Source organism: Mesoflavibacter sp. (genome assembly GCF_964226795.1).
GTDB classification, from domain to species: Bacteria; Bacteroidota; Bacteroidia; order Flavobacteriales; family Flavobacteriaceae; genus Mesoflavibacter; species Mesoflavibacter zeaxanthinifaciens.
Window position 1 is genome coordinate 98,022 of the sequence record NZ_CAXQQP010000006.1, and the last position, 26,860, is coordinate 124,881.

24 protein-coding genes, 1 tRNA gene and 1 other RNA gene are annotated in these 26,860 nt (G+C 31.0%); 14 read left to right on the forward strand and 12 right to left on the reverse strand.

The window, feature by feature from the left end; translation table 11 throughout:
* Positions 1–53: 53 nt before the first annotated feature.
* Positions 54–1,088, reverse strand: coding sequence for a glutaminyl-peptide cyclotransferase (locus ACEQT4_RS04230; RefSeq protein ID WP_370226173.1), 1,035 nt, complete (start codon positions 1,086–1,088; stop codon positions 54–56).
* A gap of 88 nt (positions 1,089–1,176) precedes the next feature.
* Here ACEQT4_RS04230 and ffs point away from each other — a divergent pair.
* From ffs to fsa, 3 genes are all read left to right on the forward strand, one after another.
* Positions 1,177–1,275, forward strand: an RNA gene (ffs, locus tag ACEQT4_RS04235) — signal recognition particle sRNA small type.
* A gap of 87 nt (positions 1,276–1,362) precedes the next feature.
* Positions 1,363–2,163, forward strand: a complete 801-nt coding sequence (locus tag ACEQT4_RS04240) for an SDR family oxidoreductase (protein ID WP_370226175.1) — start codon at positions 1,363–1,365, stop codon at positions 2,161–2,163.
* Between the two features lie 105 nt (positions 2,164–2,268).
* Entirely contained in the window at positions 2,269–2,922 is a 654-nt protein-coding gene (gene fsa, locus ACEQT4_RS04245; protein WP_027878791.1) for a fructose-6-phosphate aldolase, read from the forward strand.
* Positions 2,923–2,976: 54 nt separating this feature from the next.
* Here the strand turns inward: fsa and ACEQT4_RS04250 are convergent, their stop codons facing one another.
* Positions 2,977–3,390 carry a DUF2452 domain-containing protein gene (locus ACEQT4_RS04250; protein WP_106678153.1) on the reverse strand — a complete coding sequence of 138 codons (414 nt, stop codon included), beginning with the start codon at positions 3,388–3,390 and terminating at the stop codon, positions 2,977–2,979.
* A gap of 31 nt (positions 3,391–3,421) precedes the next feature.
* Positions 3,422–4,984, reverse strand: coding sequence for a YdiU family protein (locus tag ACEQT4_RS04255; protein WP_370226177.1), 1,563 nt, complete (start codon positions 4,982–4,984; stop codon positions 3,422–3,424).
* Positions 4,985–5,153: 169 nt separating this feature from the next.
* Here ACEQT4_RS04255 and ACEQT4_RS04260 point away from each other — a divergent pair, with 169 nt between their 5' ends.
* The 6 genes from ACEQT4_RS04260 to ACEQT4_RS04285 all read left to right on the forward strand — a co-directional run bounded on the left by ACEQT4_RS04260 (position 5,154) and on the right by ACEQT4_RS04285 (position 11,621).
* Positions 5,154–6,938 carry a helix-turn-helix domain-containing protein gene (locus ACEQT4_RS04260; protein WP_370226179.1) on the forward strand — a complete coding sequence of 595 codons (1,785 nt, stop codon included), beginning with the start codon at positions 5,154–5,156 and terminating at the stop codon, positions 6,936–6,938.
* Between the two features lie 102 nt (positions 6,939–7,040).
* Positions 7,041–8,123: a serine hydrolase domain-containing protein gene (locus ACEQT4_RS04265; protein WP_370226181.1), complete on the forward strand. Its 1,083-nt coding sequence runs from the start codon at positions 7,041–7,043 to the stop codon at positions 8,121–8,123.
* Positions 8,124–8,132: 9 nt separating this feature from the next.
* Entirely contained in the window at positions 8,133–8,999 is an 867-nt protein-coding gene (locus tag ACEQT4_RS04270; RefSeq protein ID WP_370226182.1) for an SDR family oxidoreductase, read from the forward strand.
* Positions 8,996–9,613: a CatB-related O-acetyltransferase gene (locus ACEQT4_RS04275; protein ID WP_370226183.1), complete on the forward strand. Its 618-nt coding sequence runs from the start codon at positions 8,996–8,998 to the stop codon at positions 9,611–9,613. Before ACEQT4_RS04270 ends, ACEQT4_RS04275 begins: the two co-directional genes overlap by 4 nt.
* 202 nt (positions 9,614–9,815) lie before the next feature.
* Positions 9,816–10,460, forward strand: a complete 645-nt coding sequence (locus tag ACEQT4_RS04280) for a hypothetical protein (protein ID WP_370226184.1) — start codon at positions 9,816–9,818, stop codon at positions 10,458–10,460.
* Between the two features lie 36 nt (positions 10,461–10,496).
* Positions 10,497–11,621 carry a serine hydrolase domain-containing protein gene (locus ACEQT4_RS04285; RefSeq protein WP_370226185.1) on the forward strand — a complete coding sequence of 375 codons (1,125 nt, stop codon included), beginning with the start codon at positions 10,497–10,499 and terminating at the stop codon, positions 11,619–11,621.
* Between the two features lie 95 nt (positions 11,622–11,716).
* Here ACEQT4_RS04285 and ACEQT4_RS04290 read toward each other — a convergent pair.
* Positions 11,717–11,801: transfer RNA gene (locus ACEQT4_RS04290), tRNA-Ser, on the reverse strand.
* Between the two features lie 191 nt (positions 11,802–11,992).
* Between ACEQT4_RS04290 and ACEQT4_RS04295 the strand changes: the two genes are divergently transcribed.
* From ACEQT4_RS04295 to ACEQT4_RS04305, 3 genes are all read left to right on the forward strand, one after another.
* Positions 11,993–12,622, forward strand: coding sequence for an NAD(P)H-dependent oxidoreductase (locus tag ACEQT4_RS04295; RefSeq protein ID WP_370226187.1), 630 nt, complete (start codon positions 11,993–11,995; stop codon positions 12,620–12,622).
* A gap of 69 nt (positions 12,623–12,691) precedes the next feature.
* Positions 12,692–13,153 (forward strand): thioredoxin family protein, encoded by a 462-nt coding sequence (locus ACEQT4_RS04300; RefSeq protein WP_370226188.1) that lies wholly within the window; start codon positions 12,692–12,694, stop codon positions 13,151–13,153.
* 99 nt (positions 13,154–13,252) lie between these two features.
* Complete coding sequence (locus ACEQT4_RS04305; protein ID WP_370226189.1) at positions 13,253–14,446, forward strand: DegT/DnrJ/EryC1/StrS family aminotransferase; 1,194 nt, start codon at positions 13,253–13,255, stop codon at positions 14,444–14,446.
* On the opposite strand, the gene ribB is transcribed toward ACEQT4_RS04305, so the two are convergent.
* From ribB to tpx, 6 genes are all read right to left on the reverse strand, one after another.
* The gene (gene ribB, locus ACEQT4_RS04310; protein WP_027878804.1) at positions 14,443–15,594 is read right to left on the reverse strand and encodes a 3,4-dihydroxy-2-butanone-4-phosphate synthase; all 1,152 of its coding nucleotides are present in this window, start codon (positions 15,592–15,594) and stop codon (positions 14,443–14,445) included. The two genes, ACEQT4_RS04305 and ribB, sit on opposite strands and share 4 nt — an antisense overlap.
* Positions 15,595–15,642: 48 nt before the next feature.
* Positions 15,643–17,493 carry an LptF/LptG family permease gene (locus ACEQT4_RS04315; RefSeq protein ID WP_370226190.1) on the reverse strand — a complete coding sequence of 617 codons (1,851 nt, stop codon included), beginning with the start codon at positions 17,491–17,493 and terminating at the stop codon, positions 15,643–15,645.
* A 9-nt stretch (positions 17,494–17,502) separates the two neighbouring features.
* A complete protein-coding gene (locus ACEQT4_RS04320; RefSeq protein ID WP_370226191.1) occupies positions 17,503–18,144 on the reverse strand; it encodes an outer membrane lipoprotein carrier protein LolA in 642 nt (213 codons plus the stop codon).
* Position 18,145: 1 nt separating this feature from the next.
* Positions 18,146–20,560: a DNA translocase FtsK gene (locus ACEQT4_RS04325; RefSeq protein ID WP_370226192.1), complete on the reverse strand. Its 2,415-nt coding sequence runs from the start codon at positions 20,558–20,560 to the stop codon at positions 18,146–18,148.
* 62 nt (positions 20,561–20,622) lie between these two features.
* Positions 20,623–20,994: a diacylglycerol kinase family protein gene (locus tag ACEQT4_RS04330; protein WP_027878808.1), complete on the reverse strand. Its 372-nt coding sequence runs from the start codon at positions 20,992–20,994 to the stop codon at positions 20,623–20,625.
* Positions 20,987–21,493, reverse strand: a complete 507-nt coding sequence (gene tpx, locus ACEQT4_RS04335) for a thiol peroxidase (protein WP_370226194.1) — start codon at positions 21,491–21,493, stop codon at positions 20,987–20,989. The genes ACEQT4_RS04330 and tpx overlap by 8 nt, the downstream gene beginning before the upstream one ends.
* Before the next feature lie 207 nt (positions 21,494–21,700).
* Between tpx and katG the strand changes: the two genes are divergently transcribed.
* Positions 21,701–23,947, forward strand: a complete 2,247-nt coding sequence (gene katG, locus ACEQT4_RS04340; RefSeq protein WP_370226196.1) for a catalase/peroxidase HPI — start codon at positions 21,701–21,703, stop codon at positions 23,945–23,947.
* Between the two features lie 60 nt (positions 23,948–24,007).
* Entirely contained in the window at positions 24,008–24,481 is a 474-nt protein-coding gene (locus ACEQT4_RS04345) for an ankyrin repeat domain-containing protein (protein WP_370226198.1), read from the forward strand.
* Positions 24,482–24,567: 86 nt separating this feature from the next.
* On the opposite strand, the gene ACEQT4_RS04350 is transcribed toward ACEQT4_RS04345, so the two are convergent.
* Both ACEQT4_RS04350 and ACEQT4_RS04355 read right to left on the reverse strand, forming a co-directional pair.
* A complete protein-coding gene (locus ACEQT4_RS04350; RefSeq protein WP_370226200.1) occupies positions 24,568–25,470 on the reverse strand; it encodes an NAD(P)/FAD-dependent oxidoreductase in 903 nt (300 codons plus the stop codon).
* Between the two features lie 485 nt (positions 25,471–25,955).
* On the reverse strand, positions 25,956–26,822 hold the full coding sequence (locus ACEQT4_RS04355; RefSeq protein WP_370226202.1) for a LysR substrate-binding domain-containing protein: 867 nt from the start codon (positions 26,820–26,822) through the stop codon (positions 25,956–25,958).
* Positions 26,823–26,860: the final 38 nt, after the last annotated feature.

Below are 26,860 nucleotides of genomic sequence, written 5' to 3' on the forward strand. Positions count from 1 at the left end.
ATTTTAAAAATTATAAAACTTTAACGCTTTGTTTTTAAATGTTTAACAGTGTTTTACTGGATGATTTTTACCTCAAACAACTTATCCCAACGTTTACCAGTTAAGAAAAAAGTTTTGGTTTCTGGGTTGTAGGCTATACCGTTAAGCGTATTTTCGTCTAAAGAAAAATTGTCTATTTGATCTGTTAATATTTTGCAGTCTATTACAGCATCTACAGCACCGTTTTTAGGATTAATTACAGCAATACCTTTACGTTGCCAAATGTTTGCATAGATTTTATTATTAGCCCATTCAATTTCATTTAAACGACCAATTTTTCCTTTAGCTGTACATACTTGGATATGGTCAGTTTCTACTAAAGTTTCAGGGTTTATAGTCCAAATCAAACTTGTACCATCGCTTTTGTAAAGTTGTTTTCCGTCATTACAAAATCCCCAACCTTCTTTACTTTTACCGTAATTAAAGCTTCCTGTTTTTTCTAAAGTTTCAGCATTGTAGGTAAATCCTTTTTTTGCCATCCATGTTAAATGGTAAACCTTGTTGTTTAAAACAGTTAAACCTTCTCCAAAAAAAGCATCAGGAATACTTATTTCTTGTAAAACATCACCAGTTTTATAGTCAATTTTTCTAATTTTAGACTCACCACGTTGTCCAGTACTTTCATATAAAACACCATTATTAAACTCTAATCCTTGAGTAAAAGATGTTTTATCGTGTGGATAGGTGTTTAATATTTCAACCTTATAAAACTTAGGGTTTTTATCATTTAATATTGAAATAACTTCGGTTACTTCAACGGTTTCATCATCAAAATTTACAGTTGCTGTAATGGTATGTTCACCTAATTTAAAATCTGATAGTGGTTGATTTTTAGAAATTGGTTTACCATCTAAAGAAAAATCTACCGAAGAAATTTCAATATTTTTCGGATTAATAAGAGCGACTTCTAGCGTTTTATCAATGCTAATTGTGCTGTTTTCTGTATTAGTTTTTATAGATAAACTCTTTTTTAGGGTTTCTACGTCTTCACCACAAGCCGTTAATAAAACGGTTAAAATTATGATTGTAAGCTGTTTAAGTGTATTCATTTTAAAAAGAAATTATTCAGCAAGTTATTTATTAAAATTCATTATAAAAAATCATTGTGAAAAAATTAAAAGTGTGTATCTTTGCAGCCGGCAAGTCCTACACAACCAGCTCCTGCTGAATCCTCCAGGTCGGGAACGAAGCAAAGGTACGCGGTCGTAGCGGTGTGATGTAGGTAGCTTGCCTTTTTTTGTACCCAAAACTTAACGTTTTAGAGTTAAGATTTTTTAAATTCGCTTTACTTTTATTTCAAAATTCAAAACTTATTTTTCTACAATGTCTAAAGTTATATTAATTACAGGAGGATCTTCAGGAATTGGTAAATCTATAGGTGATTTTTTAACCCAAAAAGGGTACATTGTTTATGGTACCAGTCGTAACCCTAAAAACTACACCAATAGTAATTTTAATTTAGTCGCTTTAGATGTTAATAATACTGTAACTATTAACGAAGCTGTACAAACCGTTATTGACGCCGAAGGTAGGTTGGATGTTTTAGTTAATAATGCAGGAGTAGGTATTACTGGAGCTATTGAAGAAATACCTGCAGAACAAATACAGCATAACTTTAATACTAACTTTTTTGGACCAATTAATGTAATAAAAGCGGTATTGCCACAAATGCGAAAGCAACAATCTGGTTTGGTTATTAATATTACATCTATTGCTGGATATATGGGATTACCTTACAGAGGAATTTACAGTGCAAGTAAAGGTGCTTTAGAGATTTTAACCGAAGCATTTAGAATGGAAACTAAAGACTTTGGAGTCAAATTTACAAACATTGCTCCAGGAGATTTTGCAACTAATATTGCTGCAGGACGTTATCATGCACCAGTATTAAAAGACTCGCCATATACAAAATACCCAAATGTATTAAAAGACATAGATGAAGATGTAAGTAGTAGTGGATCACCAATTGCAGTTGCCAAAAAAGTACATGAAGTAATTAATACTAAAAATCCCAAAATACATTATAAAGTAGGTGCTTTTATGCAGAAGTTTTCTATTGTATTAAAGTTTTTACTTCCAGATAAAATGTACGAAAAATTGCTTTTAAACCATTACAAGCTTTAAGAAGATAAAATGTTAATATTATTTAATATTAAATTTTAATCAACATGTATTAAAGTTGTACTTTCGTAAGCACAAATTATACACAACTAATAAATACTATTTAAAATGAAATTTTTTATTGATACTGCCAATTTAGACCAAATTAGAGAAGCGCAAGATATGGGTATTCTTGATGGTGTTACTACAAACCCATCTTTAATGGCTAAAGAAGGTATTACAGGTCATGATAATATCTTAAAACACTATGTAGATATTTGTAATATTGTAGATGGAGATGTAAGTGCAGAAGTTATATCTACAGACTTTGAAGGTATGGTAAAAGAAGGTGAAGCTTTAGCCGAATTACATGACCAAATTGTTATCAAATTACCAATGATTAAAGATGGTGTAAAAGCTTGTAAATATTTTAGTGATAAAGGAATTAAAACTAATGTAACATTAGTATTCTCTCCAGGTCAAGCTTTATTAGCAGCAAAAGCAGGAGCGACTTATGTAAGTCCGTTTATTGGTCGTTTAGATGATATTTCTACAGATGGATTAAACCTAATTGCAGAAATTAGACACATCTTTGATAACTACAATTTTGATACTGAAATTTTAGCAGCTTCTGTACGTCACACAATGCACGTTATAGATTGTGCTAAGATTGGTGCAGATGTAATGACAGGACCATTAAGTTCTATTGAAGGTTTACTAAAACATCCTTTAACAGATAGTGGTTTAGCTAAGTTTTTAGAAGATTATAAAAAAGGAAACTAGTTGTATTACTAAAACAGAATAAAAAAGTCCTAAGCGTTTTACTTAGGACTTTTTTTATTGATCATTTTCTACTTTTTTCCACATGTGTTCAGAATTAAGATAAAAACTACCTACAAAATCAAAATTACATTCCGAAGGAGCAATTATTGATAAAAACGGTAAGTTGTTTTTATCTCTGTACAAGTGATAAACTTCACCTAAAATAGGCTCGAAATTAAATTTAGCATTATACACAAGGTTATTATACTCAAGCTCTTCCATCATTCTATCATATTCTGCTTTAAGCTCTAAATATTTAGCCTTTATTTGTTTATTGGCTTTATGTATGTTTTTATTTTTCCAAGTAATATTTTCTTTTACAACAATAGCTGGCGCGCCAACATTGGTTGCATAAGGTTTTAATGCAGCATCATAAGAATTTGTGTCAGTATTAAACACTACATTATCAGGTTTTTTCTCTGTAGACATTGCTAATTTCTTTTATGCAAAGATACTAATTTTAAGAGCTACAAGATAGCATAGAACAACCTACTTTATGTCTTGCCCATTCAGGTCGTTTTGCAAACCATTTTTCATGCTCTGGTTGCTCTGCATAAGGTTGTTTTAGAAGATTGAATAACTCGTGGATTAAGTTATAATCACCTTTATTAGCATCATCAATTGCTAGTTGTACCATATAATTTCTTAAAACGTATTTTGGGTTAATACTGTTCATGTATTCTTTTCTCGCTTTCGCAGAAATTGTCTCACGCTTTAATCGTTCAGCATAGGATAAAAACCATAAGTTCCATCGTGTTTTAATGTCTTCTGTAATTGTTTTTGGTGTATAAAATGCTTCAGTAATTAATTGAAATCCTTCCGAATGTTTTTCATTTTCAAAATCTGCCAATAACCTAAAGAATATGGTAAAATCAGTTTCAGTAAGTTGTAAGCAATCTTCTAACTCTTGAATTAAAATAGCGTCTTTTTCATCTTTCAATTGTAACCCTAATTTAGAACGCATCATAGCTTTGTAACGTTCTATTTTTTGTTCTCCAAAGTTGCCTAAAATAGCCTCAAAACCTTCAGCTTCATTTACTAGAGGATACAAAGCATTAGCAAGCTGAAATAAATTCCAATGTACAACATCTACTTGTGCGCCATAACGGTAACGTTTGTGTTGTGCATCTGTGGTATTTGGTGTCCAACCAGGCTCGTAACCTTCTAGCCAACCGTAAGGACCATAATCTATAGTTTGACCTAAAATGGACATGTTATCGGTGTTCATCACACCATGAACAAAACCAACGCGCTGCCAATGGATGACCATATCAAGACTTCGGTTAGCTACTTCATTAAAAAACTTTAAATAAACGTCTTTACTCGGTTTTCCTAAAAACGCATAATGTGTGTTAATGGTATAATCTACCAGCGTTTTTAAGGTTTTGAAGTCTTGTCTTGCTGAGAATATTTCAAAATTTCCAAAACGTAAAAAACTTTGCGACACACGACAAACAATTGCGCCTTTTTCATATTCTGGATTGCCGTCATATAATTTATCACGCAACACTTGTTCGCCAGTAAGTGCTAAACTTAAAGCACGAGTTGTAGGTATGCCTAAATGATACATTGCTTCACTACATAAATACTCACGGATAGAGCTTCTTAGAACAGCCAATCCGTCAGCACTTCTAGAATAAGGTGTTTCTCCAGCACCTTTTAATTGTAATTTCCAGTTAGTGTTATTATGTTCAACTTCAAATAAATTAATAGCTCTACCATCGCCTAATTGTCCTGCCCAATGACCAAATTGATGTCCGCCATAACACATAGCGTAAGGTTTGGTGTTTTCAAGAATTTTATTTCCTGTAAAAATGTTTAGAAACTCTTCAGTATTTGCGTCTTCAGCTGTTAAACCTAAGATTTCTAATACTTCTGGAGATACATGAATTAGCTTTGGATGAGATGTTTTTTTGGGTGAAACAAAGCTGTAACACGCTTCCTTTACTTGTCTACGACTGTTTTCTGTTTTAGAATCTGCAGGAAGCTGATTTATAAAGCTATTTTTTATGTTGAATTTCATTAAACCTTTTCTTTTTCAATACAAAGATAAGGATTGTTTGTTTGCTTCTTTAATTAACTAACCACATTAAATTGTTTTAAATTTTATGATAAACTAACATATTAAAGCCTTAATTTATTAATATTGTTTATTGATTTTTATTTAAAATAATTAGAGTTCATTACAAATAATGATAGATAATAAGTCTATAGCTGTTCTACCTTTTGTCAATATGAGTAATGATATTGATAACGATTACTTTTGTGACGGAATTACAGAAGAAATTATTAATGCTTTAACCAAAATTAAGGGACTAAAAGTAATTGCTAGAACTTCTTCTTTTGCTTTTAAAAACAAAAGCATTGATGTTAGGCATATTGGTAGTCAATTAAGTGTAGCAACCATCTTAGAAGGTAGTATTAGAATATTTAAAGATAGAATACGCATTAATACACAGTTAATACGAACAAATGATGGGTTTCAAATTTGGTCACAAAATTTTGATAGAAAATTAGACCATATTTTTGAACTTCAAGATGAAATAAGTTTAATTATAGCAGAACAGATTAGGGAAAACTTTGGACACTTATATATACATAATCATATCTCTATAATTGGAACTAAAAATATTTATGCTTATAAATTATATTTAAAAGGTAGAGCTTATCAACTTAATTGGGTTTTAGAAGATTATCTTAAAGCAATAGATTGTTATAAAAAAAGTATAGCAGTTGATACAAATTTTTATGATGCTTACTTTGCATTAAGTAGATCCTATGGTATTTTATCTAGTTGGGGATTTATAGATAAAACAGAAGGAGAAAGATTAGCTAAACATTATTTAAATAAAGGCTTAAAAATTAATTCATCATCTTATTTAGCATATTTTTCTCAATCTTCATTAAGTTTTTGGAACCAATGGAATTACACTAATGGCATAAATTTATTAAAAGAAACATTACATAAAAACCCAAACTATGCTATAGCTTATGAGGGTATTGCCGAAATATATATGGCTACTAATCAGTTAGAAAAAGCTTTACTAAATATTAATAAGGCTATAGAAATTAGTCCATTATCACCTAATCATCATTTTACTAAAGGAAATATTTATTTTCTAAAAAAAATGTATAACGAATCTATTTTACATTTAAATGAATGTTTAAGAATAGATCCAAATTTTAGTTTAGCAATTGAAACTAAATTAGCATGTTATATATTTTTAAACGACGTTTCAAAATTTGAAAATTTTATAGCTGTAAAGCCACAACTAAATTATCCTGAAATTTGCAAAGCGTTATTTAGTTTGATTAATAAAAAACAATTAAAAAGACCTATTGACATTGCCACTATTGATATAGATGAAAGTTTTAAAAATATATATCCTTGGCATTTTTATTTACTGATACATTATGGTAATACAGAAAAAGCACTAGATGTTTTTGAAGATAAAATGAAATTAAAAGTAGGTCAATTAGTTAATTTTCAATTAGATCCTTTTTTAGATTCTTTGAGAGAAAACAAGCGCTTTCAATTAATAACAAAACAAATTATTTCTTCAGAATCATTCTCAGAACACAAAGAAGTTATAAATAAAATTGAAAGAGAAATTTCAAAACCTTTTAATGATTCTGAGATTAAGGAATATAAGTTGATTTTAGAGAATTTTATTAAAAAAAGTAAGCCATTTTTAAATCCAAATCTTTCATTAAAAGAACTAGGTGAAAGTATTGATTTACATCCTAATAAATTGTCTTGGTTACTTAATACTGAATTCAATAAGAATTTTAATGATTTTATAAACTACTTTCGTCTCAATCATTTCAAAACTATAGCCTTAGATCCTAAAAATTCTCATCTTACTATTCTTGGGTTGGCTTTTGATAGTGGTTTTAATTCTAAAAGCGTATTTAATACATACTTCAAAAAAGCTGAAGGTATTACACCTAGAGTTTGGATGAAGCAAAACTTGTAGTAAATTATAATCAGTTCGTTTCAGATTATAATTTAGCACGACTCATAACTGTTTATACTTCAATTTTGCAGTATCAAACAATCAATTAAAAAACGAACAGTTATGACAACTTTACACAAACTTTTAATGGCATTTATAATAGCTATTTTAACGCTTTTTACATCATGTTCATCAGATGATGACAACAACACAGCTTCCATTGATTACACAACCGCTGAAAATTTATTAACCGACATTAACTTTCAAGGTTATGCCATTATCACAAAAAATGGAAATGATTTAGTCCGACAAGGATTTGGTTTAGCAAATGAAAATACTGCACTTCCTCAAGATTACCAATTAGCCTATCGTATTGGTTCAGTATCAAAAACCTTAACTGCAGCAGCAATTATTCAGCTAAAACGCGATGGTTACATTACGAGCTTTAATCAAACTTTGGATGAATTCGATTCTGAATTTCCAAACGGAAATCAAATTAGTATCGCACAACTTTTATCGCACCAATCAGGTATTCCAGATTACCAATTTGTGGTTGAAGATGCTGCAGCACAAGGAAGCTTTTTTGATGAAGAAGACATCTATGAGGTGATTATTGAACTAATTACAGAAAACGGACTCAACTTTACACCTGGTGCCGGAAAACAATACAGTAACTCTAACTACCTTATCGCGGCTTTATTAGTTGAAGAACTTACTGATATGTCTTACCACGAGTACATTCAGCAAAATATTCTTAATCCTTTGCAAATGACAAACACGTACAGAGGTACAGATGATATTGACCAAAACACACATGCAGAAGGCTATAACAATGGTAGTGTAAACAGTGTTTACCCGATGAATTTAGCGTTTGGTGCTGGTGATTTTAGCAGCACACCAAAAGATATGGAAACGTGGACGAATGCTGTAAAAACAAACTGGTTTACAGCTGCAGAAAAAGAAGACATATTCGCTCAAGATGTACCAAGTGGCTATGTAGATTTTGGTTTGGGTTGGTTTACCACACAAGAAGGTAACACCACACTGTACTGGCATGGTGGCGATATAGACGGTTATTGGAGTATGATTGGCTTTATACCAGAATACGATGCTAAAATTGTACTATTGAGCAATAAGCAAGATGATACTGGCATACAACGCAATACCATTATTGAAGAACTATTAACAAACGAGTTTAACCAATAAATTACAGATATGCAACATACCAACGTTTTATTGGCAGGTGCTACTGGTTATCTTGGTACACATTTATTAAAGGTTTTAATAGAAAAACAAAACCAGGTGGTTGCTATGGTCCGTAAGTCAAATCAGATTGATAATCCTAATGAAAACTATCTGGAAATTAAGCACGCTGAAGTCACCAAACCCGAAACTTTACGAGACATTTGTAAGGGCATAGATACGGTTATTTCTACCGTTGGTATTACGAGGCAAAAGGATGGTTTAACTTATATGGATGTCGATTATCAAGCAAATATGAATTTACTTGAAGAAGCTAAAAAGTCTAGTGTAAGCCACTTTGTTTATGTGTCTGCTATTAATGGCGATAAACATCGACATTTGAAAATTTTTGAAGCCAAAGAAAAGTTTGTTGATGCTTTAAAAACATCAGGATTGAACTATACCATTGTAAGACCTAACGGATTTTTTTCTGATATGAAAGATTTTCTGCAAATGGCAAAATCAGGTCGTGTGTATTTATTTGGATCAGGAAATCAAAGATTCAACCCAATTCATGGTGAAGATCTAGCCAATGCGATTGTCGATAACTTAGAAGATTACAATAACGAATTAACCGTTGGAGGTCCTGATATATTAAGCTTAAATGATATTAGTAAACTCGCGCTGACTTCATTAAACAAGCCTGTAAAAATAACACATTTACCAGATTGCTTAAGACGATTCACCATTTGGACGTTAAGAACATTTACTAGCGTTAAAACCTATGGTCCTATTGAGTTTTTCTTAACCTTAATGGCATACGATAATGTGGCACCTACCTATGGAAAATACCATTTAAAAGACTATTTTAGAGAAGAAGCTAAAACACTAAAGATATGAACATTCCGGATCCAAATACCGTTTTTCCTTTAGCAAATTACGATAAGTTATGTTTTTTAAAAAACTACATCAACAATCCTAATATTGAGGTTGGCGACTACACCTATTACGACGATTTTGAAGATGTTTCTAACTTTGAAAAAAACGTAAAATACCATTTTGATTTTATAGGCGATAAACTCTTCATTGGAAAGTTTTGTATGATTGCTTCTAGTGCAACTTTTATTATGAATGGAGGCAATCACTTAACTGAAGCCACATCAGCCTATCCTTTTGCCATATTTGGAGGTGCATGGAAACATGCTATGGATGGTAAAAGTTATCAAACCAAAGGTGATACCATCGTTGGTAATGACGTGTGGATTGGTCACAATGCTACCATAATGCCTGGTGTAACCATTGGTGATGGTGCAATAATAGCAACAAAAGCAGTGGTTACAAAAAACGTAGAACCCTATACTATTGTTGGTGGTAATCCTGCTAAACCTATAAAAAAGCGTTTTTCAGAAGAAATTATTTCTAAATTATTAGAACTTAAATGGTGGGATTGGGATATTGAAAAGATCACAAAAAATGTAGATAAACTTACATCGCATCCTGAAACTTTGTTTTAAAATAAAAATTTAAAAATAAATATAAGGTTTAGCACTAATTGTGTTAAGCCTTTTTTTTATTGAAACAACTCAAATCACTATTAAGTACTGAATTTCAAAAAGGTTTCAAATCATAATTCAGGACGATTAACATTCACTTCTGTCTCATCTTTGTCACATCAAATAATCAATCCAAAAACGAACAATTTAAACATCAATCACAATGAAAAAATTACTAATTATTTGTTTAGCACTATTCACAATTCACAGTTATGCTCAACAGATTTCAAAACAAGGAAAAAACCATGACACAGATTTAAAATACAGAGTTAGTTTTCCGGCAATTATTTTAGGAAATATTGGAAAAGGTGGCGAAAGAACCAACACACAACACATTGAATTACACGTTAAACGTGAGCTTGATGCTAAAAATATTGTAGGTGTAAAATTCGCCACTTGGCGCTTATTTCAACCTATGGGAATTCAATGGTGGAATGGACTTACAGACAAAATAGATTCTGAAACCGAATTTTATCCTGGTTATTTACGCGAAACAGGTATTGGTATCTCTTATCAACGTATGCTTTGGAAAGGACTATTTGCTTCGGTTGAAGTGTTGCCGTTATACAAAACCTATCTAGATCTTAATGACAAAAAAATAGCCAACGGTTTTAAACTCTACAACTCATATCATATTGGTTATCATTTTGCTTTTGGTAAAAAGAAACAGTTTTTTATAGAACCACAATTTCATTGTAATGTTTGGCATTTTGACACTAATACGCCAGAATCATTTAAGCAACTCGACAATAAATGGGATTCTTATTTTCTATTTGAACCTAATCTTTATATTGGTATAAAAATTTAATTTCTAAAACTATCTTAAATTTCTAAAACTAACATTATGAAATATCTATTTCTAGGTTTAATATTTTTAGTTGGATTATCAGCTATTGCTCAGAAAACAACAGAATCTATAATTAAACAATGCTTTAAAACCGAATTAGAAAAGGAAAATATTAAAAGTGGAATACTACACGTGTATTCTGAATCTCGTGGTGTCGATATTCAGTTAGCTGAAAGTAAAGAAGATTCTATTTCAATAAATCATCCATTTTATACAGCTAGTGTTACCAAGATGTTTACCGCAACAGCAATTGGTATGTTAAAGGATCAGAATAAATTAAATTTTGAAGATAAGATTGCTGGATATTTACCAGATTCATTGATTACTAATCTTCATGTTTTAGGAGGTAAAAACTATTCTGAAGAATTAACCATAGCAAATCTATTACAACATACCTCTGGTTTACCTGATTATTTCACCGATGAAACAAATGACGGAAGTCCGAATATCATCAATCAACTATTAATGAAACCCAATAAATTGTGGTCTACTGGAGAACTGATACAATTTTCTAAAGAAAAAATGACACCTCATTTTGTTCCTAGTAAAGGTTATCATTACACAGATACTGAATATGTGCTTTTAGCTTTGATAATTGAAAATGTAAGTGGTTTATCGTTAGATGAGTTTTTCAAGCAACATATTTTTCAACCTTTAAACATGCATAGTTCATATGTTAACTTAAAATCGTCTTCTATAAAAAACAAACTTCCAATCGTTAAGTTTTATGCGAGTCAATATGAATTATCGTCTCTTAAAAGCTTAAGTGCAGATTGGGGAGGTGGCGGTTTAGTCTCAACCACTCACGATTTAATTGCATTTTTAAAAGCCTTTAATACCGATAAAATTGTAAAGAAAGAAACACGTTTAGCCATGCAAAATTGGGTAACTGAAACAAAAGGTATGGAATACGGTTTTGGAATAAGACAAGTGTCTTTAGGTGAATTAACTAACACAGAATCGGACTTGCAGCTTATTGGTCATTCTGGATCTACAGCGTCGTTTTTATGGTACAGCCCACAATTAGATACTTATATTTCGGGGACTTTTAATCAATTAGAAGTTTCGAAAAGCGCTTTAATACTAGTATATAAAATATTAACAATGATAGAAAAACAATAGGCTTATTCTTTTTTAGCTAGAATACATAAATTTACACCCATATTTATACCTAAAAGTAAAAACCCTTGCAAAACAATGTTTTACAAGGGTTTTAGCGGAGAAAGAGGGATTCGAACCCCCGGAGGTGTGACCCTCAACAGTTTTCAAGACTGCCGCATTCGACCACTCTGCCATTTCTCCAGTGTGTCTCATTGGGTATTTCCCAAATGCGAGTGCAAATATAGATAGCTTTTTGATTTATTTCAAATAAAAATGAACTTTTTTTATAAAAAAAATATTTTCAAACTCTGCTAGAGTTTAAGTATGTTAAATTTATCTTTTTAGGACTCTATATATCAGTAAGCTATATTATTTTTGCTCAAAAAATTAAGATGGATATTACACAAGATTTAAAATGGAGATATGCTACAAAAAAATTTGATAATAATAAAAAAGTATCTAAAGATGATATCGATAAAATTTTAGAAGCTTTTAACCTTACAGCTTCTTCTTACGGTTTACAACCAACAAAACTTGTTGTTTTGCAAGATGAATTAAAACAAGAAGAGTTAGTAAAATTTTCAATGATGCAACAACAAGTAAAGGATGCATCACATGTTTTAGTTTTTTGTATAGACTCTAAAGTTAATGAAGATAAAATTTCAGACTATTTTAATTTAGTAAAGCAAACTAGAAATACTCCAGACGATATTTTAAATCCTTTTAAAAAGTTTTTGATTGAAGATTTTAAAGTAAAAACTCAAGAAGAAATTGAAGCATGGGCAAAAAACCAAGCATATTTAGCTATGGGAAACTTATTAACTGTTTGTGCTATGTTAAAAATAGATTCATGCCCTATGGAAGGTTTTAACCCAGATAAATTTGATGAAATTTTAGGTTTAAATAAACTAAATTTAAAAAGCGTTTTGGTTATGCCTATAGGTTATCGTTCTGAAGACGATTTTATGGCTAGTCTAAAAAAAGTAAGAAAGCCTATTGAAGATATGATCATCTTTAAATAATGTAATATTTTGGCTTAATTGTTGTTATTTAGATATAAATAATACATTTGTACATATAATTTTTAAGTAATGAAACATATAATTTTCATATTTAGTTTATTTTTTTCTTCACTTTTATTTTCTCAAGAGGAAGAACATTCAAGTTTAAATTGGTTAACAGACTTGAACAAAGCAAAAGTAGAAGCAACATCTTCTAAAAAACCAATTTTAGTGTTATTTACAGGAAGTGATTGGTGTGCACCATGCAAAATGTTAAAAGAAGATTTTTTTGATTCTGATGAATTTGAAACTAAATCTAAGCAATTCGTTTTATTAATGATTGATATACCAAGACGTACAGATATAATTACAGAAGAACAAAGAAAAAAGAATTTTGAAGTTGTAAGAAAATACAATAAAGAAGGTAGTTACCCTAACCTTGTTGCTTTAGATGATAATTTGAAAGTAATAGGAGAGTTGTCAGGCTATACTTTTTTAAGAGAAACAGATAGACATTTTGCATTTATAGATTCAATATTAGAAAATTATTAAATATTAATAACCAATAGAAAAAAGCGTTGTGACTTTATGTTGTGACGCTTTTTTTTTCTTCTTATTAATAGTAAATTTGAAATTAATAAAATAAAAATTATGCCAGGATTTGAAAGCTTTGGTGAAGCAGAGCGAAAAGAAGTACAAGATGTATTAGATAGCGGTATATTAATGCGTTACGGATTTGATGCTATGCGAAACGGACATTATAAAGCTAAATCTTTAGAAGAAGAATTACAATCTACTTTACAAGTAAAGCACGCACAATTAGTTACAAATGGAACAGCTGCAGTCACTGCGTCTTTAGCAATAGCAGGAGTAGGAGCAGGAGATGAGGTTATTGTACCTTGTTTTACATTTGTGGCGTCTTTTGAAGCTATTATGATGCTAGGAGCTATACCTGTTTTAGTAGATATAGACGACACATTAACTTTAAGTCCTGAAGCAGTAAAAAAAGCAATCACACCAAAAACTAAAGCTATAATGCCTGTACATATGTGTGGTAGTATGGCAGATTTAGATGCTTTAAAAGAAATTTGTGATGACAATAATTTAATTCTTGCAGAAGATGCATGTCAAGCTGTTGGAGGTACTTATAAAGGAAAATATTTAGGAACTTACGGTGATGTAGGTTCTTTATCCTTCGATTTTGTAAAAACTATAACTTGCGGTGAAGGTGGAGCAGTGCTAACAAATAATCCAGAATTTGCCAAACATGCAGATCAGTTTAGTGATCATGGTCATGACCATGTTGGTAATGATAGAGGAGCAGAATCTCATCCAGTTTTAGGTTATAACTTTAGGATTTCAGAACTTAATGCTGCAGTTGGATTAGCTCAAGTAAGACGTTTGAAAGACTTTATAGCTATTCAAAAGAAAAATTACACAACTCTAAGAGATGCGCTATCCGAAATTGAAGAAGTTACTTTTAGAACTGTTCCCGAAGGAGGAGAAGAAAGCTATGCTTTTTTAAATTTCTTTTTACCTAATTTGGATACAGCAAGGAAAGTTATCGCTTCATTTAAAGAGAAAGGTGTAGATGCTTGTTTTCATTATTACGATAATAATTGGCATTATGTACGTAAATGGGAACATTTAAAAGACATAAAAACACTATATCCTGTATCTAAAGAGGTAAAAGAAGGTTTGTCTTATCTAAAGGATAAAACATTTGATCAATCAGACCTCTTTATTGGTAGAAATATCTCATGCTTAATCAAATTATCTTGGACTGAAGCAGAAGTGAAAGAAAGAGCTAAATTAATGGTTCAAGCTATAAAAGAATCACTTTAATAATTTACATATTCTACAATTTCTAACCCATAACCAATCATTCCTACACGTTTGGTTTGTTGTGAGTTAGAAATTAATTTTAATTTATGAATATTTAAATCATGAAGTATTTGGGCTCCAATCCCAAAGTCTTTATTGTCCATTGCTATAGCAGGAGCTTTTGTAATTTTATTAGGTACCTGTTTTTCTTTTAAAACCGAAAGACGTTGTAATAAATTCATACTTTCAGCTTGTTGATTAATAAATAAAATGGCTCCTTTACCTTCTTTATTTATTACTTTAAACATATTATCTAACTTTTGGTCTGCATTATTAGTTAAAGTTCCTAAAATATCATTATTGACTAAAGTAGAGTTTACTCTAGTTAGTACTTCATCCTTACTAGTCCAATCGCCTTTAGTTAAAGCAATATGAATTTGGTTATTAGTGGTTTGTTGGTAAGCTCTTAACCTGTAATTACCAAAACGTGTTTCTATATTAAAATCTTCCTTTTTAATTATTAAGGAATCGTGTTCCATACGATAAGCCACTAAATCTTCAATAGAAACTATTTTTAAATCGAACTTTTCAGCAACTTTTATTAATTGAGGTAAGCGCGCCATAGTACCGTCTTCATTCATGATTTCAACGATAACACCAGCTGGTTGAAGTCCAGCTAATCTGGCAAAATCTATAGCTGCTTCAGTATGACCAGTACGTCTTAAAACACCACCTTCTTTTGCTACTAAAGGAAATATATGACCTGGTCTTGCTAAATCATAAGGTTTTGTGTTTGGATTTATTAATGCTTGAACGGTTTTAGATCTATCTGCAGCAGAAATACCTGTTGTTACACCTTGACCTTTTAAATCTACAGATACTGTAAATGCTGTTTCCATGTGGTCTGTATTATTAGTAACCATCATGTGTAGGTCTAATTCTTTACATCTTTTTTCGGTAAGAGGTGTACAAATTAATCCTCGACCATGTGTTGCCATAAAGTTGATCATCTCTGGAGTAACTAATTCGGCAGCAGCTAGGAAGTCGCCTTCATTTTCTCTGTCTTCATCATCAACAACTATAATTACTTTTCCTGCTTTAATATCTTGAATAGCTTCTTCTATAGTGTTTAATTTTACGTCTACTGCGCTAACTGTTTTTGTGCTCATTACCTTAAAATTTGTGCAAAGATAAGCTATTTTTAAGCTTTTATAGGTTTAAGAATTGATTTTTAGATTTCTATTAACATGAATAATAGGATAGAGGATAAAACCTAATATTTTAAATAAAAGTGTCTCTTTAGTTTTATTTAAAGTTTTAAGTATTTTACTGTAGTGCCTAAATGTTTTTATATAGTTAAAAATAAAAACTATATAAGATATTGCACTAATCTGTATTCCTGCTTCTGCTAATTGTGGTAACTTATTGTTTTTGAAAACAAAAAATAATATAAATAAAGCTAGAGCCAATATATAGGTTATAAAGCTAATTTTTGAAAGCAGTTTAAATTCTTTTAAAGTAGTCTTATCTATTGGGTTAACTTTTGGTTTAATGATAGTTTCAGTAGTTTCACCTAAAGCCTCTGCTACAATAGCTCTTTTTTTGTCTTGATTGGTTGTTTGCGTTTTTGATTTTTTACTTCCAAATTTAGAGTTGTACCATTTTTTAATTGGTACTGTTATGTGGTCAAATTCAAACAAGCCTCTATCTTCTGTAGCACGTTTTGTTAAAAATATACTTAGAGGAAACATTATTAATGTGGAAAACCAAGCCGAAAGAACTGGATTTAATTTACCATTTTTAGCACTATTTTCTGCAAATAAACCAATAAAATGATAGGTTAAAAATAATACAATAGCAATAACCATTGGTAACCCTAATCCACCTTTTCTAATTAAAGCACCTAAAGGAGCTCCTACAAAAAATAGAATAATACAAGCTACAGCTAAAGCAAACTTTTTATGCAGTTCTATACCATGTTTGTTAATCCAAATACTCTTGTTTTTTAGAGTTTTTTCTTTAGAAGTCATTATTTGTTTTGTACTTGATACATTATTTACAGCATAATCTAATAACTGCACTTTAAATCTAGTATCAAAGAGGTCTAATAATGGTCCTTCGTATATAGTATCTTTTTTTGACTTTAAAGAGATGTTTAGGGTAGCAATGTTTGTTCTATTGTACATGGATTTAGAAAACTCCATGACATTATCTTGTCTTTCTAATTTAAGAGAATCTAAAGTGTGATTTAGCTCTGCTATATTTAGCATCGTGTATTTATTATCAACATTTTTTTCGTCTAAATCTACATTATTTAGCTCTGTTAAATCAATGTTCATAATGTGCTTCTTAAACTCACTTTTTACAAATGGTTTTTTCTGGCGGTCTTTTAGTTTTTTGGGAGGTGTATCATCATAATAATACCCATCATAAAGAATTAGCTTTAGTATGTTAGAATCTTCTTGACTTGCTAACTCACCAGTTTTAGCTACTATAACTGTATGATTGCCAGCAATTGTCTTAGATCCTTTTTTATGAATTGTAACACCTTTTAAAAACTTACCGTTTTCGCCACTTTTTTCTTCAACTTTAATATTAAAATTATCACCAATGTCGTTAAACTGTCCTTCTGCTATTGCCATAGCTGGTTTAACTTTGGCTATATTTTTTCTTAAGTTATGGCTTTCGTAATGTGCCCAAGGAATAACGTTATTACTAAAGAAAAAAGTTGTTATAGATAGAATAAATATGAAAACGCCTAAACCAGACATTGCTCTTTGAAGAGAAATACCTGTACTTTTCATTGCAGCAAACTCATAGTTTTCTGCAAAATTACCAAACACCATTATAGAAGATAACAAAATAGTAAGTGGTAAAATTAAAGGAATAAGTGTAGGAGTGATGTACATTAAAAACTTAAGGATAGTAACTACGTCTAAGTCTTTTCCTGCTAATTCTTTAATGTATAGCCATATGGCTTGTAAAACAAAAATCAGCATGAGTATTACAAACACGCTGATAAAAGTTTTTAAGTAAGAGGTTAATATGTATCTATCTAGTATTTTCACCCCAAAAAATTAATCTAATTTGTTGATGTAGTAGTCCTTATATTTTTCTTGATCAAATGTAAATAAGGATTTTGATAATGTTTCGTTAGTTTTAAAAGAATTAACAGTTAGGGTTGTTTTAGTTCCGTTTTTGCCAATTTCAATTAGTCTATAAATATGTTTCGTTTTATTGTCTATACCTAAAAGCACATATTTGATTTCTGAAGAAGAATCTATAGGTGTTAATTTTACAAATTGTATTTTTCTACCTTGTACATTTTGTTCAATATCCATTTTGTATGTAAAACCATCTTCATAAAAGCTAAGCATTTTACTAGGTGTAATTGTGTTTTGATCTTCATTAGAAACTTTAGACACAGTAACTTCTTCATCTTCTGGGCTTATACTGTATAAATTTTGACCATCAAAAATACGTGTAATACCTAATATGTTAAGTCTATATTTTTCACCTTCCATGATTACGTCACCACGTGTTTCTTGTTTAATATTTTCTTCAGTATTTTCTAAAACATATTTAAAGTCAATACTAATGTTTTTGTAATTTTTTGCTTTAGTAGAAACCTCGTCTAGTAAAGCTTTTGCTTTAGCGTCTTGCGCATAAGTTGTTAGAGTAAAAATTGTACTTAAAAAAAGGAATAATAACTTTTTCATTTTAATTTGTTTCGTTTTCTAATAGTTGTTCTAAAGCTAGTAAATCAGGTACTAACACTTGTCTTGCTTTACTACCTTCAAATCCGCCAACAATACCTGCAGCTTCTAATTGATCAATAATACGACCTGCACGATTGTAACCTAATTTAAGTTTACGTTGTAGTAAAGAGGCAGATCCTTGTTGTGCTGTTACAATAATTTCTGCTGCTTCACGGAAGAGTTTATCTCTGTCCGATATATCTATATCAAGACTTGTGCCACTTTCTTCACCAACATATTCTGGTAATAAATAAGCATCAGGATATGCTTTTTGTGCACCAATAAAATCTACTATTTTTTCTACTTCTGGAGTATCTACAAAAGCACACTGTATACGTATCATATCATTACCTTGTGTGTAAAGCATGTCTCCACGTCCAATTAATTGGTCTGCTCCCGCACCATCTAAAATAGTACGCGAGTCTATTTTTGAAGTTACTCTAAAAGCAATACGTGCAGGGAAATTGGCTTTAATAATACCTGTAATTACGTTTACAGAAGGACGTTGCGTTGCAATAATAAGATGGATACCAATAGCACGTGCTAATTGCGCTAAACGTGCAATAGGTGTTTCTACTTCTTTACCAGCGGTCATAATTAAATCTGCAAACTCATCTACCACTAATACAATATAGGGTAAAAACTGGTGTCCGTCGTTAGGGTTTAATTTTCTAGCTTTAAACTTGGCGTTGTATTCAGAAATATTTCTACAAAGTGCATTTTTAAGCAATTCGTAGCGATTATCCATTTCTATACACAACGAATTTAATGTGTTAATTACCTTTGTGTTATCCGTTATAATAGCATCTTCACTATCTGGTAATTTTGCTAAATAATGTCTTTCAATTTTATTAAAAAGTGTAAGTTCAACTTTTTTAGGGTCTACTAGTACAAATTTTACTTCAGCAGGATGTTTTTTGTATAAAAGTGAAGTTAATACCGCATTTAAACCAACCGATTTACCTTGTCCTGTTGCACCAGCCATAAGTAAGTGAGGCATTTTGGCAAGGTCTATAACCAATGTTTCGTTACTAATGGTTTTACCTATAGCTATTGGTAATTGCATTTCTGATTTTTGAAATTTTTGAGATGCAATTACAGATCGCATTGATACGATTGTTGAGTTTTTATTAGGTACTTCTATACCAATAGTTCCTTTGCCAGGAATTGGTGCAATTATACGTATACCAAGCGCAGCCAAAGATAAAGCAATATCGTCTTCTAAGTTTTTAATTTTAGAAATACGCACACCTGCTTCCGGAACAATTTCGTAAAGTGTTACTGTTGGACCAATGGTAGCTTTAATACTATCTATACCAATTTTGTAGTTGTTTAAGGTTTCTACAATTCGGTTTTTGTTTTCTTCTAACTCTTGTTGGTTTATAGTTACACCTTCGTTATCATATTTTTTAAGTAGATCTAATGGCGGATATTGATATTTACCAAGCTCTAAAGTAGGGTCAAATTGTCCAAAATCTTCAACAAGCTTGTTAGCAAGATTATCAGTTTCAGATTCTTCTTCTTTTACTGTTTCTACTTCAATTTTAACGTCTTCTTCACCATTTTCTTCTTTAATCGAAGTTTTTAAAATAGGTTCTTCAACTTCTTCTTCATCTTTTGGTGTAGACACTTCAAATGTTGTAGATGTTTCGGTTGTCGAATGATTAGTAATTGTAGGTTCTACATCTTTATTGACTTCAAAAGCAGATTTTATATCTTCTGCTTCTTCAGAATGAGAATTATCAACAGGAGTAAAATCTTCTTTTAAATCGTCTTTAATTTCTGCTTTAGCTTTATTGAAAAGCGAAGCTATACGTTGCGGGGTAAATTTAAAACGAATTGCTAAATAGGTTATAAAAGCAAAAATTAATAGAAGTACAGTTCCTAATTTTCCTATATAATCTTGAAAAAAGGTATTGACTTCAAAGCCTATTGTTCCGCTTAAAATGTCATTTTTAGAAGTGAAAAATCCGAATAAAACCGAAAACCATATGATTATTAATGTACCCCAAAACCAATGTCTTCTCAATTTGGTTTTGCTTAAATCCATTAGTACAAATACACCTGAAAGAAAAGTTAAGCCAGAAAATATAAAAGACGCAATACCAAAACCACGTTGGATAAAAACATCACTTAACCAAGCACCAACTTTACTAAGCCAATTTTGTGTTTCGACATCTCTAGTTGTAAATTCTGATAAGGCACTTTGATCAGCTTTTCCGGTAAAAATAAAGGATAAAAAAGCAGTAAACAGCAAAAATCCAAGTATAACCAAAAAGCTACCTAAGACTAATTTTTGTTGATTGTTCAACGTAAAATCAGGTTTTTTAAAGCGCGGTTTGTTTTTGGTTTTAGATGTTTTTTTTGCTTTGGCCATTAATGGTTTTTTAATTTGGGTAAAAATACAAATTGTTAACGTTTATCCTAATGGATAATTGTTTAAAAAATCTTAGGAATATAAATTATTAAACCAATAATTGACGCAGCGATTGAAGCAATAAAAACAGCGCCAGCTGCAACATCTTTAATTATTCCAATTTTAGGATGATGATTGGGATGGATAAAATTTGCGACTTCTTCTACAGCAGTATTTAATCCTTCAATACTCATAACCATTCCAATAGCAAAGCATTGCATAATCCATTCTGTGTTAGAAATGGAGTAATAAAAGCCAGCAACAGTTACAATAATTGCAATAACAAATTGTATCTGTATACTAGCTTCTGTTTTAATTAAGCGTAACATACCTAAAAAGGCATATTTTACACTTTTAAGACGATTTATAATAAAAGGTTCTTTTGTATTACTCATTAGATAAAGCGCTTAGAGCTGCTTCATAGTTAGGTTCGTCTGCTACTTCTTCTACTTGTTCTGTGTAAATTACTTTTCCATTTTCATCTAAAATAACAATACATCTAGAATGTAAAGTTTCAAAAGGTCCATTTTTAAACGCTAAACCATAATCATTACCAAACTCACCTGTTTTAAAATCTGATAACATTTCTAAATTGTCAATACCTTCTGCGCCACAAAATCTAGACATAGCAAAAGGTAAGTCTCTTGATATGCAAATTATTTTCGTGTTTTCTACTTCTGATGCTTTTTTGTTAAAAGTTCTTACCGATGTTGCACATGTACCAGTATCAACACTAGGAAATATGTTTAAAACCACTTTGCTTCCTTTGTAATCAGCAAGTGTTTTTTCTGATAAATCTGTGTTAGTTAAATTAAAATTTGGAGCATCGTTACCTACTTTAGGTAAATTTCCAATAGTTTCTACAGGATTGCCTCCTAGGGTTATTTTTGCCATAACATTTAATTTTTTTCAAATTTAAAAATAATACGTTAAACACACTTTTTAAACACTGTTTATTATTATAATTTGAAATTATTGTTTTGTAAAATTACATAAACTTAACTTATACTTAAATAGTAATAATCAATTTTTTTGATCATTTTTTTGTAAATTTAATAGTTAATTTTAGTGAAATATTATAAAAACTATAAAACTATTAATATGAAAAGCAATTCTAATGAAAATCCTAATGGAGAGAACTTTGAAATTAATGAAAGTTCAGCAAAATGTCCTTTTCTTAGCGGAACTATCAAAAAAACTGCTGGTGGCGGAGTGAAAAACCGCGATTGGTGGCCAAACGAATTAAAATTAAATATTTTACGTCAGCACGCACCAAATTCAAACCCTTTAGACGATGATTTTGACTATGCTAAAGAATTTAATAGTCTTGACTTTGCAAAATTAAAGCAAGAGGTGATAGATTTAATGACAGACTCTCAAGATTGGTGGCCTGCAGATTACGGTCATTACGGTGGATTTATGATTAGAATGGCTTGGCATAGTGCAGGAACATACAGGGTAGGAGATGGTCGTGGTGGCGCTGGTGGCGGTAACCAAAGATTTGCACCAATTAATAGTTGGCCAGACAATGGTAACCTTGACAAAGCAAGACTTTTACTTTGGCCTATAAAGAAAAAATACGGACGAAAAATATCTTGGGCAGATTTAATGATTTTAGCAGGAAACTGTGCTTTAGAGTCAATGGGTTTTAAAACCTTTGGATTTGCAGGAGGAAGAGAAGATATTTGGGAACCAGAGCAAGATGTGTATTGGGGAAGTGAAACAGAATGGGGCGCAAATGAAGCGCGTTACAGCGATAGTAAAGATGTAGAAGAAAGAGATCTCGAAGATCCTTTAGCAGCAGTTATGATGGGTTGGATTTATGTAAATCCTGAAGGACCAGATGGAAAACCAGATCCTATGGGTTCTGCTAAAGATGTTAGAGAAACTTTTGGTCGTATGGCGATGGATGATGAGGAAACTGTAGCGTTAGTGGCTGGTGGACATACGTTTGGGAAAGCTCATGGTGCAGCAGATCCTAGCAAATATGTTGGTGTTGAACCACATGGTGCTTCTATTGAAGAAATGAGTACGGGTTGGAAAAACACATTTGGTACTGGAGTTTTAGACGATACAATTACTAGTGGAATAGAAGGTGCTTGGACACCAAACCCAACACAATGGGATCACGATTATTTTGATGTATTATTAAATTATGATTGGGAATTAACCAAAAGTCCTGCTGGAGCATACCAATGGAAACCAACTGAAGCATCTAAAGCTAGAAAAGCACCAAAAGCTGGAGATCCAAATGGTACTCAAGATTTAATGATGACTACTGCAGATATTGCTTTAAAAACAGATCCTGAATATTTAAAAATTTCTCAGAAATTCCATAAAGATCATAAAGCGTTTGAAGATGCTTTTGCACGTGCATGGTACAAATTAACACATAGAGATATGGGACCAATAGACCGTTATTTAGGTCCTGAAGTACCAAAAGAACAATTGTTATGGCAAGATCCAATTCCTAAAGTAAATTATAAATTATCTGAAGGCGATATTTCTAATTTAAAAGAAATGATTTTAGATTCTGGATTATCAATATCTCAAATGGTAACTACTGCTTGGGCATCTGCTTCAACGTTTAGAGGATCGGATAAACGTGGTGGCGCTAATGGTGGAAGACTTCGTTTAGAACCACAAAGAAGTTGGGAAGTTAATAATCCAAAAGAATTAGATAAAGTCTTATCAAAATTAGAACGTATTAAAACCGATTTTGAAGGAGAAGTTTCAATAGCAGACTTAATTGTACTTGCGGGAAATGTTGGTGTTGAACAAGCAGCTAAAAAAGCAGGTCATAATATAGAAGTGCCATTTGCACAAGGTAGAGGCGATGCTTCACAAGAACAAACAGATATTGAAGGATTTAATTATTTACAACCTATCGCAGATGGCTTTAGGAACTATATTAAATCTGATTTAGAAATTGCAGCTGAAGACTTACTTGTTGATAAAGCTAATCTTTTAACGCTTACTGTTCCAGAAATGACTGTTTTAGTTGGAGGATTAAGAGTTTTGGGTGCCAATTTTGACGATTCTGATTATGGTGTATTTACCGATAAAAAAGAAACGTTAACAAACGATTTCTTTACAAATATTTTAGATTTTACGTACACATGGAGTGCTACAAGTGAAGACGATAGATATTTTGAAGGTAGAGACAGACGTACTGGAGAAGTGAAATTTAAAGGAACACGTGCCGATTTAATTTTTGGTTCTAATACCGAATTAAGAGCTATAGCAGAATTTTATGGCGCAAATGATGCACAAGAAAAATTTGTAAAAGATTTTGTAAAAGCTTGGACAAAAGTGATGAATTTAGATCGATATGATTTAAAAAAATAATCAAACAATTTTAATTTAAGAGTGCTTGCGTGTCAAGCACTCTTTTTATTTTATACAGCTATGACAGAAAACGAATTATTTTTTGCCACAATACAATCTGGCAATGAAGACAATATAAAAGCGCAATTAAATAGAAACCCAGAATTGGTTAATATTAAAGATCAAAGAGGTTTTACACCATTAATTTTTGCAACTTATTTTAATAAAGAAAATATTGCCGAAATTCTTTTAGAATATAAAGCAGACATTGACGGTAAAGATGCATCTGGTAATACAGCATTAATTGGTGTTTCTTTTAAAGGAAATACTTCAATTGCAGAAAAACTATTGCAACATGAGGCAGACATTAATGCTAAAAACAATGCTGGTATTACAGCATTAATTTATGCAGCAATGTACAATCAAGTAGATATGGTAAAACTATTGCTTAATTATAAAGCAGATAAAACAGTTGAAGATAAAGAAGGAAAAAAAGCTTTAGATTATGCAATAGACAAGAAACTTGATGTTATTGTTAATCTATTAAATAATTAAAATTTTCTAACTAAAGAATATTGTTAAAAGTAAAACCTCAGAAAAAATCTGAGGTTTTTTATATTAATAACTTATCTTTTTTTTAGCTAAAATGCTTCATGCGCTAATTCCATATTTAAAACAGCACCTGTAAGGTTACCAGAATACACAGCATTAGCTACAGATCTTAACCTATTAGTATTATCACCACAAGCATAAATTCCTGAAACCGTTGTTTTCTGCATCTCGTCAACTTGTATGTAACCTTGTTCTGTAAGTTTGCAACCTAATTTATTAGGTATATTTGTGTGTTGTTCAAATGGTAATTGCGCATAAATGGCATCAAAAGGTTCAGTAGTGCCGTCTTTGTAAATTACATGTTTTACTGCACCATTTTCGTGTACTATTTCTAATATTTCTTTTTCAATTAAATTAATATTATTTTGTTTTAAATGCGTTAGTTGTTCTTCTGTAAAATCAGGTTTTCCTTGTGTTATTACACTAAATTTTTTAGTTAAATTGTGTATTAAAGGTATCATATGGTACGCCTTATCGCCATTAGACATTATGGCTGTTTTTTTATTTCTAAACTCATAACCATGACAGTACGGGCAATGTATAACAGATTTTGCCCAAGCGTCTTTAAAGCCTTTTATGTCGGGTAAAATATCTTTTATTCCCGTGGCTATTATAAGTTTTTTAGCCTCGTAATATGTACCAGATTGTGTGCTGATTTTAAAACCGTGTTCTGTTTTTTCTCCATTTTTAGCAACATCTGAAACTAGTTTTACAGTATTGTAAGCTAATACTTGTTTTCTTGCTTTATCGGCAATAATATGTGGCTTTTCGCCATCTTGTGTAATAAAGTTTTGTGAGTGTGGTGTGTTACTATTACAAGGTTTTCCGGCATCTATAATTAATACATCTCTAAGTGAGCGTCCTAAAGTCATTGCTGCTGATAAACCAGCATAACTACCACCAATTATTATAACATCATATATATTTTTCATAGGTATCTTTATTTACTTAACAAATATAATGAATATGATTTTAATGCAACTTTGTTGCAATAATGTTTTGTTATGAACTTATAGGTATATTTAATATTAAAATAAATAAATCTCAGAATTGTCTGAGGTTTGTAATAATAGTGTTTTACATGGATTAATTGTTTGTTGCTGTTAACTTTAACTCCAAAACACATATACAGAGGAAATCGTAAAATGTATTATTTCTGGTGTTTAAGAAATTTGTGCTTAATTTGGAGGATGGTTTTGTAGTTTTATTTGAATTGCTTTTTTTAGAGATTCATAATATTTTTCATCTAGTTCTAATGGTTAATAAGTTTATTACATGCTGTTGGAAGAACCATAACTAACTCATCGTGTTTTGTTGCTTTTTCAAATGTTGTAAAATGAGAAAAGTGATTAAGAGTTTTGTAACTGTTAACATCATCAACTAATTGAGCGATTCTATTTTATACCTAACTTATTATTTATAATAATTTTGTGCAAGCAATAACCTTTTCAATAGTTTTGTTAGCTTCATTTTTTCGCCAATGCATGTATAAATCTATAGTTTGATCTAAATCTATAAAACGCACATTATTAAATTTTGAATGTTTAAAAGAATAGGGTAGAATAGAAATACCGAGTCCTTTAGACACAAGATTTAGAATCATACCACCAAAATCTGATTCGATACTAATATTTGGCTCAAAACCAAGTTGATTGAATAAATTGCGTAATAAAGATGAAAAAAATGTGGTTTGATGCAAACCAGTAATTATAAAATTTTCGTGTTGCAGTTTCTTAATATTATCAATGGAATTTTTATCCAGCCAATGATCACTAGGTACTGCAATACAAATAGGCTCGGTTGAAAGTTTTATAGTTTGTATGTTAGTATGCTGAATATTATCGCGGCTAAAGGCAATATCTATATCGTAGTTAAGTAATAGTTTTTGGTGGTTTTCGTCTGTAAGTTCGGCTAATTCTAGTTTTAAATCTGGTAGATTTGTTTTAATGATTTCTAAGAAATTTGGTAGAAAACTAAAAGTAATAGAACCTGGATATGAGATAGATATATGTCCTGCATTACCTTGATCTATTTTTTTAGCTTGACGATGTATTTGGTCTAGTTCATTCATGGTTTTGCTCCAATGTTGTTGCAGGAATTTGCCAGCATCGGTTAGTTTTACATTTCTTTTGTTTCTTTCAAAAAGTGAAAAACCTAGTTCGTCTTCTAAAGCTTGTATTTGCCTTGTTAATGATGATTGTGAGATATACATTTTTTCGGCAGTGTTCCAAAAATGAAGCTCTTTGGCTAACACTAAAAAGTATTTTATTTGCTGTGTAGTCATAACAAATGCATTTATTGCATTAATAGAGTAAAAGTATG

Bases quoted from the DNA above. Each gene is read 5' to 3' on its own strand.
- ACEQT4_RS04330 (WP_027878808.1), bottom strand. From the start codon at position 20,994: ATGAGTAATACAAAAGAACCTTTTATTATAAATCGTCTTAAAAGTGTA.
- ACEQT4_RS04230 (WP_370226173.1), bottom strand. From the start codon at position 1,088: ATGAATACACTTAAACAGCTTACAATCATAATTTTAACCGTTTTATTA.
- ACEQT4_RS04285 (WP_370226185.1), top strand. From the start codon at position 10,497: ATGAAATATCTATTTCTAGGTTTAATATTTTTAGTTGGATTATCAGCT.
- tpx (WP_370226194.1), bottom strand. From the start codon at position 21,493: ATGGCAAAAATAACCCTAGGAGGCAATCCTGTAGAAACTATTGGAAAT.
- ACEQT4_RS04260 (WP_370226179.1), top strand. From the start codon at position 5,154: ATGATAGATAATAAGTCTATAGCTGTTCTACCTTTTGTCAATATGAGT.
- ACEQT4_RS04280 (WP_370226184.1), top strand. From the start codon at position 9,816: ATGAAAAAATTACTAATTATTTGTTTAGCACTATTCACAATTCACAGT.
- ACEQT4_RS04345 (WP_370226198.1), top strand. From the start codon at position 24,008: ATGACAGAAAACGAATTATTTTTTGCCACAATACAATCTGGCAATGAA.
- ACEQT4_RS04305 (WP_370226189.1), top strand. From the start codon at position 13,253: ATGCCAGGATTTGAAAGCTTTGGTGAAGCAGAGCGAAAAGAAGTACAA.
- ACEQT4_RS04325 (WP_370226192.1), bottom strand. From the start codon at position 20,560: ATGGCCAAAGCAAAAAAAACATCTAAAACCAAAAACAAACCGCGCTTT.
- ribB (WP_027878804.1), bottom strand. From the start codon at position 15,594: ATGAGCACAAAAACAGTTAGCGCAGTAGACGTAAAATTAAACACTATA.
- ACEQT4_RS04270 (WP_370226182.1), top strand. From the start codon at position 8,133: ATGCAACATACCAACGTTTTATTGGCAGGTGCTACTGGTTATCTTGGT.
- ACEQT4_RS04255 (WP_370226177.1), bottom strand. From the start codon at position 4,984: ATGAAATTCAACATAAAAAATAGCTTTATAAATCAGCTTCCTGCAGAT.
- ACEQT4_RS04265 (WP_370226181.1), top strand. From the start codon at position 7,041: ATGACAACTTTACACAAACTTTTAATGGCATTTATAATAGCTATTTTA.
- ACEQT4_RS04355 (WP_370226202.1), bottom strand. From the start codon at position 26,822: ATGACTACACAGCAAATAAAATACTTTTTAGTGTTAGCCAAAGAGCTT.
- ACEQT4_RS04295 (WP_370226187.1), top strand. From the start codon at position 11,993: ATGGATATTACACAAGATTTAAAATGGAGATATGCTACAAAAAAATTT.
- ACEQT4_RS04240 (WP_370226175.1), top strand. From the start codon at position 1,363: ATGTCTAAAGTTATATTAATTACAGGAGGATCTTCAGGAATTGGTAAA.
- katG (WP_370226196.1), top strand. From the start codon at position 21,701: ATGAAAAGCAATTCTAATGAAAATCCTAATGGAGAGAACTTTGAAATT.
- ACEQT4_RS04350 (WP_370226200.1), bottom strand. From the start codon at position 25,470: ATGAAAAATATATATGATGTTATAATAATTGGTGGTAGTTATGCTGGT.
- ACEQT4_RS04320 (WP_370226191.1), bottom strand. From the start codon at position 18,144: ATGAAAAAGTTATTATTCCTTTTTTTAAGTACAATTTTTACTCTAACA.
- ACEQT4_RS04250 (WP_106678153.1), bottom strand. From the start codon at position 3,390: ATGTCTACAGAGAAAAAACCTGATAATGTAGTGTTTAATACTGACACA.
- fsa (WP_027878791.1), top strand. From the start codon at position 2,269: ATGAAATTTTTTATTGATACTGCCAATTTAGACCAAATTAGAGAAGCG.
- ACEQT4_RS04275 (WP_370226183.1), top strand. From the start codon at position 8,996: ATGAACATTCCGGATCCAAATACCGTTTTTCCTTTAGCAAATTACGAT.
- ACEQT4_RS04300 (WP_370226188.1), top strand. From the start codon at position 12,692: ATGAAACATATAATTTTCATATTTAGTTTATTTTTTTCTTCACTTTTA.